This is a genomic window from Serpentinimonas barnesii, assembly GCF_000696225.1.
Taxonomy (GTDB): Bacteria; Pseudomonadota; Gammaproteobacteria; order Burkholderiales; family Burkholderiaceae_C; genus Serpentinimonas; species Serpentinimonas barnesii.
Genome location: NZ_BAWN01000013.1, coordinates 33,422 through 50,268, shown reverse-complemented (window position 1 = coordinate 50,268; position 16,847 = coordinate 33,422). Strand labels below are relative to the sequence as shown.

General features: G+C 66.6%; 14 protein-coding genes. 10 read left to right on the top strand and 4 right to left on the bottom strand.

Annotated elements, in window-relative coordinates:
- The first annotated feature begins 22 nt into the window (after positions 1 to 22).
- A complete protein-coding gene (polA, locus tag SRAH_RS04130; protein WP_082210060.1) occupies positions 23 to 2,962 on the top strand; it encodes a DNA polymerase I in 2,940 nt (979 codons plus the stop codon).
- Between the two features lie 21 nt (positions 2,963 to 2,983).
- Here polA and SRAH_RS04125 read toward each other — a convergent pair whose 3' ends face one another.
- Positions 2,984 to 3,667, bottom strand: a complete 684-nt coding sequence (locus SRAH_RS04125) for a hypothetical protein (protein ID WP_029462088.1) — start codon at positions 3,665 to 3,667, stop codon at positions 2,984 to 2,986.
- A gap of 250 nt (positions 3,668 to 3,917) precedes the next feature.
- On the opposite strand from SRAH_RS04125, the gene SRAH_RS04120 reads away from it, so the two are divergent.
- On the top strand, positions 3,918 to 5,009 hold the full coding sequence (locus SRAH_RS04120; RefSeq protein ID WP_197537849.1) for a nucleotidyltransferase family protein: 1,092 nt from the start codon (positions 3,918 to 3,920) through the stop codon (positions 5,007 to 5,009).
- A 27-nt stretch (positions 5,010 to 5,036) separates the two neighbouring features.
- Positions 5,037 to 5,636, top strand: a complete 600-nt coding sequence (locus tag SRAH_RS04115) for a lysophospholipid acyltransferase family protein (RefSeq protein ID WP_029462086.1) — start codon at positions 5,037 to 5,039, stop codon at positions 5,634 to 5,636.
- A 77-nt stretch (positions 5,637 to 5,713) separates the two neighbouring features.
- On the opposite strand, the gene SRAH_RS13120 is transcribed toward SRAH_RS04115, so the two are convergent.
- The gene (locus SRAH_RS13120) at positions 5,714 to 7,282 is read right to left on the bottom strand and encodes a methyl-accepting chemotaxis protein (RefSeq protein WP_029462085.1); all 1,569 of its coding nucleotides are present in this window, start codon (positions 7,280 to 7,282) and stop codon (positions 5,714 to 5,716) included.
- Positions 7,283 to 7,415: 133 nt separating this feature from the next.
- Positions 7,416 to 8,573 (bottom strand): aromatic ring-hydroxylating oxygenase subunit alpha, encoded by a 1,158-nt coding sequence (locus SRAH_RS04105; protein WP_029462084.1) that lies wholly within the window; start codon positions 8,571 to 8,573, stop codon positions 7,416 to 7,418.
- A 239-nt stretch (positions 8,574 to 8,812) separates the two neighbouring features.
- On the opposite strand from SRAH_RS04105, the gene xseB reads away from it, so the two are divergent.
- The 7 genes from xseB to dut all read left to right on the top strand — a co-directional run bounded on the left by xseB (position 8,813) and on the right by dut (position 16,342).
- Positions 8,813 to 9,058, top strand: coding sequence for an exodeoxyribonuclease VII small subunit (gene xseB / locus SRAH_RS04100; protein WP_029462083.1), 246 nt, complete (start codon positions 8,813 to 8,815; stop codon positions 9,056 to 9,058).
- Positions 9,059 to 9,084: 26 nt separating this feature from the next.
- Positions 9,085 to 10,026: a polyprenyl synthetase family protein gene (locus SRAH_RS04095; RefSeq protein WP_029462082.1), complete on the top strand. Its 942-nt coding sequence runs from the start codon at positions 9,085 to 9,087 to the stop codon at positions 10,024 to 10,026.
- An 18-nt stretch (positions 10,027 to 10,044) separates the two neighbouring features.
- Complete coding sequence (gene dxs / locus SRAH_RS04090; RefSeq protein ID WP_029462081.1) at positions 10,045 to 11,922, top strand: 1-deoxy-D-xylulose-5-phosphate synthase; 1,878 nt, start codon at positions 10,045 to 10,047, stop codon at positions 11,920 to 11,922.
- Between the two features lie 171 nt (positions 11,923 to 12,093).
- A complete protein-coding gene (locus tag SRAH_RS04085; RefSeq protein ID WP_029462080.1) occupies positions 12,094 to 13,236 on the top strand; it encodes a TRAP transporter substrate-binding protein in 1,143 nt (380 codons plus the stop codon).
- A gap of 130 nt (positions 13,237 to 13,366) precedes the next feature.
- Positions 13,367 to 14,002, top strand: coding sequence for a TRAP transporter small permease subunit (locus SRAH_RS04080; RefSeq protein WP_076606980.1), 636 nt, complete (start codon positions 13,367 to 13,369; stop codon positions 14,000 to 14,002).
- On the top strand, positions 13,999 to 15,876 hold the full coding sequence (locus SRAH_RS04075; RefSeq protein WP_029462078.1) for a TRAP transporter large permease: 1,878 nt from the start codon (positions 13,999 to 14,001) through the stop codon (positions 15,874 to 15,876). The genes SRAH_RS04080 and SRAH_RS04075 overlap by 4 nt, the downstream gene beginning before the upstream one ends.
- A gap of 16 nt (positions 15,877 to 15,892) precedes the next feature.
- Positions 15,893 to 16,342 (top strand): dUTP diphosphatase, encoded by a 450-nt coding sequence (gene dut / locus SRAH_RS04070; RefSeq protein ID WP_029462077.1) that lies wholly within the window; start codon positions 15,893 to 15,895, stop codon positions 16,340 to 16,342.
- A 2-nt stretch (positions 16,343 to 16,344) separates the two neighbouring features.
- Here dut and SRAH_RS04065 read toward each other — a convergent pair whose 3' ends face one another.
- Positions 16,345 to 16,836: an FKBP-type peptidyl-prolyl cis-trans isomerase gene (locus SRAH_RS04065; protein ID WP_029462076.1), complete on the bottom strand. Its 492-nt coding sequence runs from the start codon at positions 16,834 to 16,836 to the stop codon at positions 16,345 to 16,347.
- Between the last annotated feature and the right edge of the window lie 11 nt (positions 16,837 to 16,847).

Here is a 16,847-nt window from a genome sequence, read left to right as displayed (position 1 = left end):
TTGTAGGCGGCACAATGCGGGCATGATCCCCCAAGCCCCACCCCCAAGCGCAGCCCCAGCCGAAGCGCCGACCGCCGCAGCCCAGACCGCAGCCCAGCAGCCCCCGAACGCAGCCCCCCCCACCCCAGCCCCCACCCTGCTGCTGGTCGATGGCTCCAGCTACCTGTACCGGGCCTACCACGCCATGCCCGATCTGCGCGCCGTACCCGGCGACCCGACCAGCCCGGCCACCGGCGCGCTGCGCGGCCTCATCAACATGGCGCAGGCGCTGCTGCGCGAGCACCCGGCCCAGAGCGCGGCCTTCGTGTTCGACGCGCCCGGCCCCACCTTTCGCGACGCCCTCTACCCGGCCTACAAGGCCCAGCGCAGCCCCATGCCCGACGATTTGCGCGCGCAAATTGAGCCCATCCACGCGGTGCTGCGCCTGCTCGGCTGGCCGGTGCTGTGTGTACCCGGCGTCGAGGCCGACGACGTGCTCGGCACCCTGGCGCAGCAAGCCGCCGCCGCCGGGATGCAGGTGATCATATCCAGCGGCGACAAAGACCTGAGCCAACTGGTGCAGCCGCGCATCACGGTCATCGACACGCTCAACGGCAAGCGGCGCGACGTGGCCGGGGTGCAGGCCGAATTCGGCGTGACACCGCAGCAGATGGTGGACTACCAGTGCCTGGTGGGCGACGCGGTGGACAACGTGCCTGGGGTGGAGAAAGTGGGGCCCAAAACCGCCGCCAAGTGGCTGCAGCAATACGGCTCGCTCGACGCCATCGTGGCGCAGGCCGAACACATGCCCGGTGCCGTGGGGGCCAAGCTGCGCCAGGCGCTGGATTGGCTGCCCACGGCGCGCCAGTTGCTTAGCATCAAGACCGATTGCGATTTGAGCGCGCACCTAGACCCTGCCGCGCCCCTGCAGCAGGCACTGCACCTGCAAGCGCCCGACCAGGCGGCGCTGCGCGATTTTTACCAGCGCTACGGCTTCAAGACGCTGGCGCGTGCGCTGGAAGCGGTGCCGCTTAGCGCAGCACAGTCCGGGGCGATGGGGCTTGCTGAGCCAGGCGCTGCCGCCGCCGCCGCCGACGGGTCGGCCGAGGCGGAGCTGGCCGGGCAGAGGGCCACAGCGGGGGTGGAGGGCACCGATGCCGCACCCGCCGCCGCCACCCCACCCAGCCAGTACGAAACGGTGCTCACCTGGGCCGCGCTGCACGCCTGGCTGGAGCGGCTGCAAGCGGCCCCGCTGGCAGCACTCGACAGCGAAACCACCGGGCTCGACCCCATGCGCGCCGAAATCGTCGGCCTCTCGTGGAGCCTGGAGCCGGGCCAGGCAGCCTATTTGCCGCTGGCACACGACTACCCCGGCGCGCCGGAGCAACTGCCGCGCCAGCAGGCGCTGGAATGCCTGCGCCCCTGGCTGGAAAACGCGGCCGCGCCCAAGCTCGGCCAGCACATCAAATACGAGCGCCACGTGTTCGCCAACCACGGAATCGAACTGCGCGGGCTGGAGCACGACACGCTGCTGCAAAGCTACGTGCTGGAAGCGCACCTGCCGCACAGCCTAGAGAGCCTGGCCGAGCGCCATCTGGGCCGGCGCGGCACCAGCTACGCCGAGCTGTGCGGCAAGGGCGCGCAGCAAATACCGTTTGCCCAAGTGGACATCGAACGCGCCAGCAGCTACGCCTGCGAAGACAGCGATTTCACGCTCCAAGTGCACCAGCGCCTGTGGCCGCGGCTGCAGGCGGATGAGAAATTGCGCGCCGTCTATGCGCTCGAAATCGATTGCTCCGAGGTGTTGTACCGCATCGAGCGCCACGGCGTGTTGATCGACGCCGCCACGCTGGCGCGCCAGAGCCACGAGCTGGGCCAGCGCATTGTGGCGCTGCAGGAGCAGGCGCACGCCAGCGCCGGTCAGCCCTTCAACCTCAGCAGCCCCAAGCAGTTGGGCGAGATTTTGTACGACCGCCTTGGCCTGCCGGTGCTCAAAAAAACCGCCACCGGCGCGCGCAGCACCGACGAAGAGGTGCTGGAGCAACTGGCGCTGGACTACCCGCTGCCAGCCCAAATTTTGCAGCACCGCTCGCTCTCCAAGCTCAAAAACACCTACACCGACAAGCTCGCCGCGCTGGCACACCCGCGCAGCGGGCGCGTACACACCCACTACGCGCAGGCCGTGGCCGTGACCGGGCGCTTGTCGAGCAACGAGCCCAATCTGCAAAACATCCCCATCCGCACCCCCGAGGGCCGGCGCGTGCGCGAAGCCTTCGTGGCCGCGCCCGGGCACCTGATCGCCAGCGCCGACTACTCGCAGATCGAGCTGCGCATCATGGCGCACCTGAGCGACGACCCGGCCCTGCTGCGCGCCTTCCACACCGGACAGGACGTGCACCGCGCCACCGCCGCCGAGGTCTTTGGTCTGGCACCCGAGCAGGTGAGCAGCGAACAGCGCCGCGCCGCCAAGGCGATCAACTTTGGCCTGATCTACGGCATGGGCAGCTTTGGCTTGGCCAAGGCGCTGGGGATCGACAACACGGCGGCGCGCAACTACATCGAGCGCTACTTCGAGCGCTTTGCCGGGGTGCGCCGCTACATGGACGCCACCCGCGCCCAGGCCAAGGCCTGCGGCTACGTGGAGACGGTGCTGGGCCGGCGCCTGTATCTGCCCGAGATCAACTCACCCAACGGCCCGCGCCGCGCCGGCGCCGAGCGCGCTGCCATCAACGCCCCGATGCAGGGCACCGCCGCCGACCTGATCAAGCTCAGCATGGTGGCGGTGCAGCAAGCGCTCGACGCCCAAGGCCGCGCCAGCCGCATGATCATGCAGGTACACGACGAACTGGTGTTCGAGCTGCCCGAAGCCGAGCAAGACTGGCTGCGCAGCGAAGTTCCGCGACTGATGGCCTCGGTGGCGCAGCTCAAGGTGCCGTTGCTGGCCGAAGTGGGCCTAGGCGCCAACTGGGAACAGGCGCATTGAGGGGGGTGTGGCTAACCGGCCTCAGCGCGCCGCCGTCGCAGTGGCCAGCCCCATGGCCAGCGCCTGCTGCGCGCCGATGCGGGTCGGGCCGTTGCAGTCGGCGGCCAGAATCTGGCGCAGCACGGTGCTGGAGCTGGGCTCGGGCAGCATGGCGTTGAGGTAGCGCGCCAGCGTGAGCTGCTGCGCGGCGTTGGGCTGGCTGTGGCAGGTGCGCGGGGCAAAGTCGAGGTCGGGCGGCAGCGGCGTGAAAGCCAAAAGGGCGGGTTGCGGCAGCAGCGGCAGCGTTCGCTGCGTGCCGGCGGCAAACACCAGCAGGCAGGGTGTGTCGCAGGTGCGGCCGGGCTGCACCTGGGTGTCGAACTGGCGGTTGCGCAGCATCGAGCCGATGGTGATGGCGCTGCCCAGCTCACCCGCCGTGGCCTCCAGCAACAGGCGCCGGCTGCTGCAGCGCGCACCCTGCAACTGCTGCAAACCCGTGTGCAGGCGCCGTACCGTGCCTTCGTGAATCTGGCCTTGCAAGGTGATGGTGCAAGCAGGGCTGCGGGTGTCGAGCAGCAGGTGGCCGCCCTCGAAGGGCAGCGTACTCAGGCCGGGAGGGGCCGCAGCCGCAGCGGCCGGGGTGGGTGCAGCAGGCGGTGGGGTGGGTGTGGCGCAGCCAACCACCAGCAGGGCCAGAACGGCCAGCGCAAAAATTCGCACGAACATAAACAAAGGGCATCAGTCCGGTGGGGCCAAAGGGGTTCAGCGCGGCCTGCGCCGTGCCAGACGAGCGCAACACCAGCCGCAGCGGTTGCCAAGCGTGGGGAGTAGATGCGATTCGAGCATTTTCGCCCATTCTGACCCATTTTCACCCATAGCGGCGGGCTTATCATCCGGGGGTTGATTTTTTAACCCCACCAGCAAGAGCCGCGCCCACCCGCCGGCCGCCACACGAAACCACGATATGGCCAAAGGCATGATTCTCGCCGCCGGGCAGGGCACGCGCGTGCGCCCGCTCACCAAAGACCTGCCCAAGCCCATGGTGCCCATACTGGGCAAGCCGGTGATGGAGTACCTAATCGAGCACCTGGCGCGCCACGGCGTGCGCCAGATCATGGTCAACGTGGCCTACAACCACCGCAAGATCGAGGACTACTTCCGCGACGGGCACCGCTGGGGCGTGGAGATCGGCTACTCCTACGAAGGCGTGTACGACCACGGCGACATCCTGCCGCGCCCACTGGGTTCGGCCGGCGGCATGCGCCACATCCAGGACCAGAGCGGCTTCTTTGACGACACCACGCTGGTGCTGTGCGGCGACGCGCTGATCGACCTCGACTTTGGCGCTGCCCTGGAGCAACACCAGCGCCAGGGCGCACTGGCCAGCGTCATCACGCTGGACGTGCCACGCGAGCAAGTGGGCAACTACGGCATCGTGGTCGCCGGGCCCGACGGCCGGGTGCAGTCCTTCCAAGAAAAGCCGCAACCGCACGAGGCCAAATCCACCCAGGCCAGCACCGGCATCTACATTTTTGAGCCCGCCGCGCTGGACCTCATCCCCAGTGGCCAGGTGTTCGACATCGGCAGCCAACTGTTCCCGCTGCTGGTCGAGCGCGACCTGCCGTTTTACGCCCAGGAGCGGCGCTTTAACTGGATCGACATCGGGCGCGTGAGCGATTACTGGTCGGTGCTGCAGCGCGTGCTGCGCGGCGAACTGGCCGATATGCGCATGCCTGGCACCGAGGTGCGCCCCGGCGTCTGGGCGGGGCTCAACACCCGCATCGACTGGAGCGCGGTGCACATCCAAGGCCCGGTGTATCTGGGTTCGAGCGTGCGGCTCGACCCCGGCAGTTCGGTCATCGGCCCGGCCTGGATCGGCCACGGCAGCCACGTGCGCGCCGGGGCGCGCGTGGAGCGCAGCGTGCTGTTCGAGTACACCCGCATCGGCGCGGGCATGTTGTTCCAAGACATGATCGTCTCGCCCAGCTACTGCGTGGACCGCCACGGCCACGCCACCTACGTGGGCGACGACCGCTTCCCCCTGCGCTGGGGCGATGCGCGGGCCTGAGGGGCGCTTCGGCGATACTCGGGGCCCATGCAGCGCACCATCTTCACCACCCCGGTCGTCAACACCTTGCTGCGCGGCTGCTCGCTGGCCTTTTTGCGCCTTACCGGCTGGAAGGTCGAGGGCAGCTTGCCGCCCGAAGCGGCCAAGAGCGTGCTGATTGCCGCCCCCCACACCAGCAACTGGGACTTGCCCTACACGCTGATGGTCTCCTTTGCCCTGCGCCTGACCCCTTATTGGATGGGCAAGCACAGCCTGTTCAAGGCCCCCTTTGGGCCCCTGATGCGCTGGTTGGGCGGCATTGCGGTCAGCCGGGAGCAGTCGGGCAACCTGGTGGCGGCATCGGCCCGCACCATTGCCGAGGCCGATGGGCCGCTGCAGCTCATCGTGTCGCCCGAGGGCACGCGCGCCAAAACGCGCTACTGGAAAACCGGCTTTTACTACATCGCCCAAGGTGCCCAGGTGCCCATCGTCATGGCCTATATGGACTACACCCGCAAACGCAGCGGCCTAGGCCCGTTGTTTGTGCCCAGCGGCAACCTCGAGGCCGACATGGCTGCCATCAAGGCCTTTTACGCGCCCTTCGAGGGCAAGAACGCGGCCCAGTTCGAGGCCAAGCCGCCGCAATAAGTAGGCTGTCCGGAATATGCAGGGGCGGTTAGTCAGACTCGCTCATGAGTGTGGAGCAAGAATGCCCCGCGCGCCCCTCAAATCTTAAACCGCCCCATCAGCTCGGTCAGATGCTGCGCCTGATCGCGCAGCGAGGCGGCGGCGGCGCTGGCTTGCTCGACCAAGGCGGCGTTTTGTTGGGTTACGCCGTCCATTTGCGCCACGGCGCTGTTGATCTGGCCCAGCCCTTCGGCTTGCTCGGCGCTGGAGGCGGCGATGTCGCGCATGATTTGCGTCACGCGCCCGATGCTGGTCACGATTTGCTCCATGGTATGGCCGGCTTCGCCCACCTGTTCGGTGCCGCTGCCGACTTTGCTCACCGAGTCGTTGATCAGGGCCTTGATTTCGCGTGCCGCTTCGGCGCTGCGCCCGGCCAGGCTGCGCACCTCAGAGGCCACCACGGCAAAGCCGCGCCCTTGCTCGCCCGCGCGCGCCGCTTCCACGGCGGCGTTGAGCGCCAAGATGTTGGTTTGGAAAGCGATGCCGTCGATCACGCTGATGATGTCCACGATCTTGCGCGAGGAGCTTTGAATTTGCTCCATGGTGCCCACCACCTGTGCTACCACGGCCCCACCGCGGCTGGCGACGCCGCTGGCTTCGTCGGCCATCTGGTTGGCTTGCTGCGCGCTGGCGGCGTTTTGGCGCACGGTGCTGTTGAGCTCTTCGGTGGCCGAGGCGGTTTGCTCCAGCGAGCTGGCCTGCTGCTCGGTGCGTTGCGACAAATCCTGCGTGCCACCCGCCACCTGCGCCGAGGCGCTGGCAATGGCGTCGGCGGCGCCAAGCACCTGGCGGATGAGCTGGCGCAGGCTGTCTTGCATCAACCGCAGTTGGGTGAGCAGGTGCGCAATTTCGTCGTTGCCGCGCTGGGGCGGGATTTCTTGGCTCAGGTCGCCGCTGGCAATGCTGGCCGCGTTGCGCTTGGCGTGATCGAGCCCGCGCGACATGCGGCGCATGGCAGCAATCAGAAACCAACTGATGGGCACAACACCGAACAGAAAAATGCCCACGAGCAGGGCCTGGTTGAGCCGGTAGCGGCGCTCGGCGGCGGTGGTTTCAGCCGCTGCCATGAGGGTTTGATGTTCATACAACGCCACAATCGCACGCTCAAAGGCCAACCCTTCGGTGCGCCCGGCGACCAGCAGAAACTGCATGGTGGGAACCGAGAAATCGTTGTTGCGCAGCGCCTCTAGGAACTGGTCGCGCTTGCCCTGCCAGGCGCGGCGCTTGGCCAGCATGTCGTCGATCAGGGCCTGCTCTTCGGGCGACACACTGCGCTCGCTGATTTGCTTCAAGGCGGCATCGTTGGCAGCGCGGCCGGCGCGGATGTTGTCAAAGTGCAGCGTGATAGGGTGCCCGTGTAGGGCCAGCGTGGGGCTGTCGGGGGCGTGCTGAAACATCAGCAGCGCTTCGATGCGGTTGTGCAGGTAGTTGCTGCGCAGGGTCTTGAGCGAATTGGAGGTGGCCATGCGCTCACTGTGTACGAGCTCAAGGCTTGCGCGCGCCGCGTTTAGGCTTAGCAAGGCCGCACTGAACGTGAGTGCAAACAGGAACAAATAAAGAATCAGGGCCAGCCAGACGCGGCGTGTGATGGTGAAGCGGTTGAGCATGGCGGCAGTGGCTGAGAGTGGATGGGAGTGGCTGGAGCAAGGCAGATGCGTTTGCTTAATCATAGACCAATATCAGCCCATTTCCCTTGAGGCCTCATGGGTACGGGTTTTCCCTTAGCGCACCCCTCACCCCTCAACCCTGAACATGCGCCCCCATGCGCGAGCGGTACCACTCGTGAAAGTGCTGCATCCCGTCTTCCATCGGGCTTTGGTAGGGCCCGATTTCGCTGGTGCCGCGCGCCAGCAGGGCTTTGCGGCCGGCGTCCATGCGCTCGCCGATTTCGTCGTCTTCGAGGCAGGTTTCCATGTAGGCGGCGCGCTGAGCGGCCACGAACTCGGGCTCGAAGGCGGCGATTTCTTCGGGGTAGTAGAACTCGACCCGGTTCAGCGTTTGGCTGGGGCTGATCGGGTGCACGGTCGAGACCGTGAGCACGTGCGGGTACCACTCCACCATCAGGTGCGGGTAGTAGGTGAGCCAGACCGCGCCGCGCTCGGGCAACTGGCCGTTGCGGTAGCGCAGCAGCACCTCCTGCCAGTGCTTGTAGACCGGGCTGCCGCCGCCTTGCTGCAGGTTTTGCACCCCCACGGTTTGCACCGAATACTCGGGCTTGAAGCTCCAGCGCAGGTCGTCGCAGGTGACGAAACGGCCCAGCCCAGGGTGGAAGGGCACCACGTGGTAATCCTCTAGGTAAACCTCGATGAAGGTTTTCCAGTTGTAGTTGCAGCGGTGCAGCTCCACATGGCCCAGCACCATGCCCTCGAAGTTGAGCTCGGGCAGGCGCTCCAGGCCGGCTAGGTCGGCGGCGATGTCGCGCCCGTTGTCTTCGAACAGCAGGCCGTTCCACTCACGCAGGGGGAAGCGCTGCAGGTTCAGGCAGGGGTCTTGGGCAAAGTGCGGTGCGCCAATCAGCTCGCCCAGCCGACCGCTGTGCTTGGTGCCGCCGCCGGCGTAGGTCCAGCGGTGCAGCGGGCAGACGATGTGGCCGCCGCCGTGGCCGCTTTGTTGTTGCGCCAGGTTGCCACGGCCCTTGAGCATCACGGCTTGGCGGTGCCGGCAGACGTTGCTCACCAGCTCCACGCCCTGCGCTGTGCGCACCAGCGCCCGCCCTTCGCCCTCGTGCGGCAAGGCGTAGTAATCACCCAGTTCGGGCACCGAATTCACATGCCCCACGTAGCGGGGCCCGCGCTGAAAGATCAGCTCCAGCTCGCGCTGCAACAGCGCCTCGTCAAAATAGCTGGAAACGGGCAATTGGCTTGCGGCCTGCTGCAATGGAAGACTCAAATCAGACATGGTGGTCCTGACCTCGAGAGACTCCCCCTATTAAGGGGCAGGGAAGCGCTACGGTGCAGGGCAACGAAACAGCGCGGGAAGGGTGAAACAACTCCTTCGAGTTGAAAACAAGGGAGGGTGATTGTACCCCCGGGGTTCCCGGGGTCGGGTCACATCTGCACACGCAAAGGGCGCGAGCGCCTAAAATCCGACCTTTGAGCCGCAGCATGCTGCGCGGCCTTGGTTTTTTTGCCACTTCCATGCCCAAACCCAAAGGCAGCCCCGCTGCAGCCACTACCCCAGCCACTTTTGAGGCTGCGACGCAGGAGCTCGACGCCTTGTTGGCGCGGCTCGATGCCGGCCAGTTGCCGCTGGACGAGCTGCTGACCCAGTACCAGCGCGGCAACGAGCTGCTGGCCTACTGCCGCGCCCGCCTCGACGCGTTGGAGCAGCAGCTCACGGTGCTGGAAAACGGCAGCGAACGCCCTTGGACGGCGGCGCCATGAGCGGGGCTTCCCAAGCGCCTGCGGCAATGCCCACAGCCGCGCCGGCCCCTGACGCGCTGGCCACCTGGAGCGCCGTGCGTCTGGCCGAGGTGGAAGCGGCGCTGGAGGCGGCGCTGCCGCAGCAAGCCCCGGCTGAGCTGGGTGCGGCGATGCGCTACGCCGTGCTCGACGGCGGCAAACGCCTGCGCCCATTGCTGGTGTGGGCCGCGGCCGAAGCGGTCGCCGGTGCGCCCCTGAGCCCGGCCAGCCACGAAGCGGCCCGCCGCTGCGCCTGCGCAGTCGAGCTGATCCACGCCTACTCGCTCGTGCACGACGACCTGCCTTGCATGGACAACGACGTGCTGCGCCGGGGCAAGCCCACCGCGCACGTGCGCTTTGGCGAGGCCACCGCCTTGCTGGCGGGTGACGCGCTGCAGGCGCTGGCCTTTGAGCAGGTGCTGGGTTTGGCAGACGCCACAGCAGCCGCACCGGCGGCACAGGCCGCGCTGGCGGCACGGCTCGGCCTGTGCCTGGCGCAAGCCAGCGGCCACGAAGGCATGGCGGGCGGGCAGGCGATCGACCTCGCGGCCGTGGGGCGGCAGTTGAACCTGGCGCAGCTCGAAGACATGCACCGGCGCAAGACCGGCGCCCTGCTGCGGGCCAGCGTGCAGATGGGTGCCCTGGCCGCTGGGGCCGATGCCGCTGCGCTGGCCGCGCTCACGCGCTACGGCGCGGCGCTTGGGCTGGCGTTTCAGGTGGTCGATGACGTGCTCGACGTGGTGGCCGACTCCGCCACCTTGGGCAAGACCGCTGGCAAAGACGCCGCCGCCGACAAACCCACTTTTGTGGCGTTGCTCGGGCTCGATGGCGCGCGCGACTACGCCCTGGCGCTGCAGCAGCAGGCCCAAGCGGCCCTGCACACAGGCGCGCTGCCGGCGCCGCAAACCCTGCACGCACTGGCCGACTGGGTGCTGCGCCGCTCCCACTGAATGTTGAACCCCACTCCCATGACTGGCTTGCTCGAAACCCTCCAATCCCCGGCCGATTTGCGCCGCCTGCCGCGCACCCAGTTGCGCGCGCTGGCCGACGAGCTGCGCCAGTTTTTGCTGCACAGCGTGGCCCAGACCGGCGGCCACCTGAGCTCCAACCTCGGTACGGTCGAGCTCACGGTGGCGCTGCATTACGTATTCAACACCCCGCACGACCGGCTGGTGTGGGACGTGGGGCACCAGACCTACCCGCACAAAATCCTGACTGGCCGGCGCGAGCGCATGCACACCCTGCGCCAGTGGGGCGGCGTGAGCGGCTTTCCGGTGCGCACCGAGAGCGAGTACGACACCTTTGGCACCGCGCATTCCTCCACCAGCATTTCGGCCGCGCTGGGCATGGCGGTGGCGGCGCAGCAGCAGGGCACCGACCGGCACGCGGTGGCCGTGATCGGCGACGGTGCCATGACCGCCGGCATGGCCTTCGAGGCGCTCAACAACGCCGGGGTGCTGGAGCAGGCCCGGCTGCTGGTCATCCTCAACGACAACGACATGTCGATCAGCCCGCCGGTGGGGGCGCTGAACCGCTACCTGGGGCAGCTCTTGAGCGGGCGCTTTTACTCGGCCGCCAAGCAGGTGGGCAAGCAGGTGCTGGGCGTGGCGCCGCCGCTCTTGGAGCTGGCGCGCCGGCTCGAAGAAGGGGCCAAGGGCATGGTGGTGCCGATCACCTTGTTCGAGAAATTCGGCTTCAACTACATCGGCCCCATCGACGGCCACAACCTCGACGCCCTGACCCCGATGCTGGAAAACATCCGGCGCCTGCCAGGGCCGCAGTTCCTGCACGTGGTGACCAAAAAAGGCCAAGGCTACGAATTGGCCGAAGCCGACCCGATCGCCTACCACGGTCCGGGCAAGTTTGACCCCGCCGTCGGGCTGCAAAGCCCGGCGCAGGCACCCAAAACCACCTTCAGCCAGGTGTTTGGGCGCTGGCTGTGCGACATGGCGGCGCACGACGAGCGCCTGGTCGGCATCACCCCGGCCATGCGCGAGGGCTCGGGCATGGTCGAGTTTCACCAGCGCTTCCCCGCGCGCTACCACGATGTGGGCATTGCCGAGCAGCACGCCGTCACCTTTGCCGCCGGTCTGGCCTGTGAGGGGCTGAAACCGGTGGTGGCGATCTACTCCACCTTTTTGCAGCGCGCCTACGACCAGCTCATACACGACGTGGCCTTGCAAAACCTGCCAGTGGTGTTTGCGCTCGACCGCGCCGGCATCGTCGGCGCCGATGGCCCCACCCACGCCGGCGCCTACGACATCCCCTTTCTGCGCTGCATCCCCAATGTGTCGATCGCCTGCCCGGCCGACGAGGCCGAGTGCTACCAGTTGCTCTGCACCGCCTACCAGCAAACGCACCCGGTGGCGGTGCGCTACCCGCGCGGCAGCGGGGCTGGCACCCCATTGCCGAGCGATTTGCAGGGCCTGCCCTTTGGCCAAGGCGAAGTGCGCCGCCGCGGCCAGCGCGTGGCCCTGCTGGCCTTTGGCACCTTGCTCTACCCGGCGCTGCAAGTGGGCGAGCGGCTCAACGCCACGGTGGCCAATATGCGCTGGGCCAAGCCACTGGACCGCGCCCTGCTGCGCGAGCTGGCGCAGCAGCACGATTGCCTGGTCACGCTGGAGGAGGGCGCCCTAGACGGCGGAGCGGGTTCGGCGGTGCTGGAGGCCCTGCACGACGAGGGCCTGCTGCGCCCGGTGCTGCGCCTGGGGTTGCCAGACCGCTTCATCGAGCACGGCGACCCGGGCAAGCTGATGGCCTTGCTGGGGCTGGATGCGGCGGGCATCGAGGCCCGCGTGCGCGCTTGGCCGGCTTTTGCTGCATTGCCTGCCGCATCGGGTGAATGAATGCGGGTTTTGAGGTTTGATATTTTTTCAGCCGGCGGCGTCTGTCACTAGGGTTTACACGGCCAAATCCCGTTGCGCGCGGGTCCTACAATGCGCAGCAGCCATCCTCTTGCCCTGTCATTGACGCAGCGGGTGGTGCCTATCTCAAAACTACTCATCCGGAGTCACTCAATGGATCGTCGCTCAATCATCGCCGGCACTGGCGCAGTTGGTGTAGCAGGCTTGCTGGCCGCTTGCGGCCCGCGCGAACAGGCTGCGGCCCCGGCCGCCGCCCCCGCAGCCCCCGCGGTTATCACTGGCGAGACCGTGCGCTGGCGCTTGGCCTCGACCTTCCCGCGTGCGCTCGACACCATCTGGGGTGCGGCCGAAGTGTTCGCCAAGGCCGTCTCCGACGCCACCGGCGGCAAGTTCCAAGTTAGCACCCACCCGGCTGGCGAGTTGGTGCCCGCCATGGGTGTGTTCGATGCGGCCCAAGCCGGCACCATCGAGGCCGCCCACACCGCCACCTACTTCTTCTTCGGCAAAGACGACGCCTTGGCTCTGGCCAATGGCGGCATCTCCTTTGGCCTCAACGGGCGCCAGATGACTTCCTGGTTCTTTGAAGGCGGCGGGCTGGCCTTGAGCCGCGAACTGCTCGACACCTTCAACCTCGTCAACTTCGCCTGCGGCAACACCGGGGTGCAAATGGGTGGCTGGTTCCGCCGTGAAATCCGCACCCCAGCCGACCTGCAGGGCGTGCGTTTCCGCGCCGGTGGCTTTGCTGGGCGGGTGCTTGAGCGCATGGGCATGGTGCCGCTGGCCATGCCGGCTGGTGAGATCTACCAGGCGCTGGAGCGCGGCACCGTGGACGGCGCCGAGTTCGTGGGCCCCTACGACGACGAAAAACTGGGCTTTCACCGCGTGGCCCCGTTCTACTACTACCCAGGCTTTTGGGAAGCCGGCACCCAGCTCGACCTGCTGGTCAACAAGGCCGCCTTCAACGCCCTCTCCCCCGAGTACAAGGCGATCGTCAACCAAGCGGCCACACTGGCCCACACCACCATGCTGGCGCGCTACGATGCCCTCAACCCGGCCGCGCTCAAGCGCCTGGTGGCTGGCGGCACGCGCCTGCAGCCGTTCCCGCGTTCGGTGATGGATGCGGCGTTTCGTGCCGCGCACTCGCTGTACGAGGAGCTCAACGCCACCAACCCGCGCTGGAAGAAGCTCTACGACCACCAGATCGCCTTCCGCCGCGACCAGGTGCTGTGGCACGGCTTGGCCGAGGCCAGCTTCGACAGCTACATGCAGCTGCAGGGCCGCAACAACCGCCTGTGATGCGGTGGCGGGCGCACCGCCCGCCCCATTTCAACGCCCCGCCGCTGTTTGACGGGGCGTTTTTGTATTCGTTGGAACGCTGGCCGTTATAAAAAATCACAGTGTCATGCCATTGTGAAGGTTACCCTGTATGAAATACCTCCTGCTTTTTTCGCGCGCCATCGACGCCCTCAACGAGGCCGTCGGCAAGGTGGCGATGTGGCTGATTTTGCTGATCGTCCTGATCAGCACCGCCAACGCCATCAGCCGCTACGCCCTGAGCATCAGCTCCAACGCCTGGCTGGAAATCCAGTGGTACTTGTTTGGTGCGGTGTTTTTGCTTGGCGCTGGTTTTGCCTTTTTGCGCAACGCCCACGTGCGCATCGACGTGGTCTCCAGCCGCCTGACGGCGCGCACGCGCAACTGGATCGATATCGTCGGCATTTTGGTGTTTCTGCTGCCGCTGTGCTATTTGCTCATAACCTTGGGTTGGCCGGTGTTCGAGCGCGCTTGGAATACCGGAGAAATGTCGCCCAACGCCGGCGGCCTGATCCGCTGGCCTGCCTATTTGTTGATCCCGGCCGGCTTTGCCTTGCTGGCGCTGCAGGCGGTTTCTGAGCTCATCAAACGCTTTAATTTCCTCTTTTGCGGCGGGCCCGATGCGCTGGCGCAAGGGGTTTCCAGCGACGTGCAACAACTGGCGCGCGAAATTGCCTTGGCCGAGCACGACCGCGTCGAACGCGATGCGGCTGCGGCTGCGCTGGCTCATGGGGGTCGCAAGTCATGATCGAATTCATCATCAGCATCTTTGTGCCCCTGATGTTTCTGGGGCTGATATTTTTCCTGCTCACCGGCTTTCCGGTTGGGTTTGCGCTCTCGGCCGTGGGCTTGCTGTTTGGCTTGCTCGGCATGGAGCTGGGGCTGTTCCCCGCCACCCTGTTCCAAGCCCTGCCCTTGCGCGTGTTTGGCATCATGCAGAACGAAATTCTGCTGGCCATTCCCTTCTTCACCCTGATGGGCATCATCCTCGAGCGCAGCGGCATGGCCGAGGACTTGCTCGAAACCGTGGGCCAAGTCTTTGGTCCCTTGCACGGCGGCTTGGCGGTGGCAGTGGTGCTGGTCGGCGCCCTCATGGCGGCGACCACCGGCGTGGTGGCGGCGGCGGTGATCTCCATGGGCCTGATCTCGCTGCCCATCATGCTGCGCTACGGCTACAACCGGCCCATAGCCACCGGCACCATCACCGCTTCGGGTACGCTGGCGCAGATTTTGCCGCCCTCGCTGGTGCTGATCGTGCTGGCCGACCAGCTCGGCGTTTCGGTGGGCGATATGTACGCCGGTGCCATGCTGCCGGCCCTGATGCTGATCGGCCTGTACCTGGCGTTCGTGATCGGCATTGCCATCGTCAAGCCGCAGTGGATGCCGCCGCTGCCCCCCGAGGCACGCATCTACAACGAGCCCAATGGCTCCAGCGGGCACCGCTCGCTGATCGTGCTGATGGCATTGGCCACCTTGGCCGGCTACGCTTGGGCGCAGGTGCACAACCAGATGATGCACCGCTGGTTTGATCGCATTGCCGACGCCCCGGCCGACGAAACTTTCATCATGTCGATGCTCGTGGGGGCCTTGGTTGCCTTGGTGCTGGCCTTGGCCAACAAGGGCCTGCGCATGGGGCTGATCTCCAAGTTGGCCGAGCGCGTCACCTTTGTGCTGATTCCGCCGCTGGTGCTGATCTTCTTGGTGCTGGGCACGATCTTTCTGGGCATTGCCACCCCAACCGAGGGCGGTGCCATGGGGGCCGTGGGGGCGCTGATCATGTCGCTGGCGCGCAAACGCCTGAGCTTCGGGCTGCTCAAGCAGGCGCTGGAAAACAGCGCCCGGCTGGCCATCTTCGTGATGTTCATCCTGATCGGCTCGACCGTGTTCGGCTTCACCTTCAACGCCGCCGACGGGCATATCTGGGTCAAGGATTTGTTCGATGGGCTGCCGGGCGGGCAGATTGGCTTCTTGCTGGTCGTCAACTTGCTGGTGTTCCTGCTGGGCTTCTTTATCGACTTCTTCGAGATCGCCTTCATCGTGGTGCCGCTGCTGCTGCCGGTGGCCAAGATGCTCGACATCAACCTGGTCTGGTTTGGCGTCATTTTGGCGATGAACCTGCAAACCTCGTTCCTGACCCCGCCGTTTGGCTTTGCGCTGTTTTACCTGCGCAGCGTGGCCCCGCGCAACGACTACCTCGACTCCATCACCAAAAAACGCATAGCCGGCGTGACCACCGAGCAGATCTACAAAGGCTCGATCGCCTTTGTGCTGATGCAGGTGCTGATGGTGGGTGCGCTGATTGCCTACCCGAACCTGGTGACGGGGCAGATCGAGCAGGTGGAGCTGGCCGATGAGGCCGAGGTGCAGCGGCGCTTGCAGCAAATCCCGGGCTTCCATGGGGCCGGTGAAACCGAAAACCAAGAGCCGGGACAGGAGCAGGATCAAGGCCAGTGGGGTGGCCCCGGCATGTGGGACGAACCCGCCCCGGCCGATGGGGCCCCAGCCGACGGTGCGCCGTCCGATGCCGCTCCCGCAGACGGGGGTGCCGCCCCCGCAGCCCCAGCGTCTGGCGATGGCGCTCCCGGTGCGGCAGGCGGCGGCCCGGCTGCACCTGTGCGCTGAGCAAGGCGCAGCACCCATGCGCCTAGACTGCCGCATACTCGACGAGCGCCTGCGCGCACACCAGCCCGCCTACGCCACCGCGGGCAGCGCCGGGCTGGATCTGCGTGCCTGCATTGCCGAGCCGCTTACCCTGGCACCCAACGCCTGCCAGTTGCTGCCCACTGGCTTGGCCATCCATTTGGCCGACCCGGGCTATGCGGCCCTCATCCTGCCGCGCTCGGGGCTGGGGCACAAGCACGGCATCGTGCTGGGCAATTTGGTGGGCCTAATCGACAGCGACTACCAAGGCCAGCTCATGGTGAGCGCTTGGAACCGCAGCCAGCAGGCCTACACCATCGAGCCGCTGGAGCGCATCGCGCAACTGGTGATCGTGCCGGTGCTGCAAGCGCAGCTCAACTGGGTGGACGACTTTGCCCAAGCCAGCGCGCGCGGCGCTGGGGGCTACGGGTCAACCGGGCGGGCTTGAGTTCAGGCTTCGAGCCGGAAAAACCCGGCGCCCAGGCTGCCGCGCCCCACTTCATCCACCGTGGCCTCGCGCACCGCATGGATTTTGAGATCCAGCCGCAGCGCAATGCCGGCAAGTGGGTGGTTGCCGTCGAGCACCACGTGCTCGGGGTAGATTTCGCTCACAAAATACAGGCGCTCGGGCTGGGCGGCACCGCTGCAACCCGGTGGCAGCTCCTCGAAAGCCAAGCCCACTTCGATCTCGGCCGGGAAGGCGCTGCGCGGCTCCAGCAGCAGCAACTGGTCGTCGAAATCGCCAAAAGCGCGCTCGGGTTCTAGATGCAGCTCCATTTCCTCGCCGGCCCCGTGCCCTTGCAGCGCCGCTTCGATCGATTCCAGCAGGTCGCGCCCGCCCACCAGAAACTCGACCGGTTCGTCGAGGCGGTCCAATTCTTCGCCCAAGGTGTCGGAAAGCGTCCAAGTGAGGGCGGCGACGCATTGCGGGGTGATTTTCATTGCACAATTGT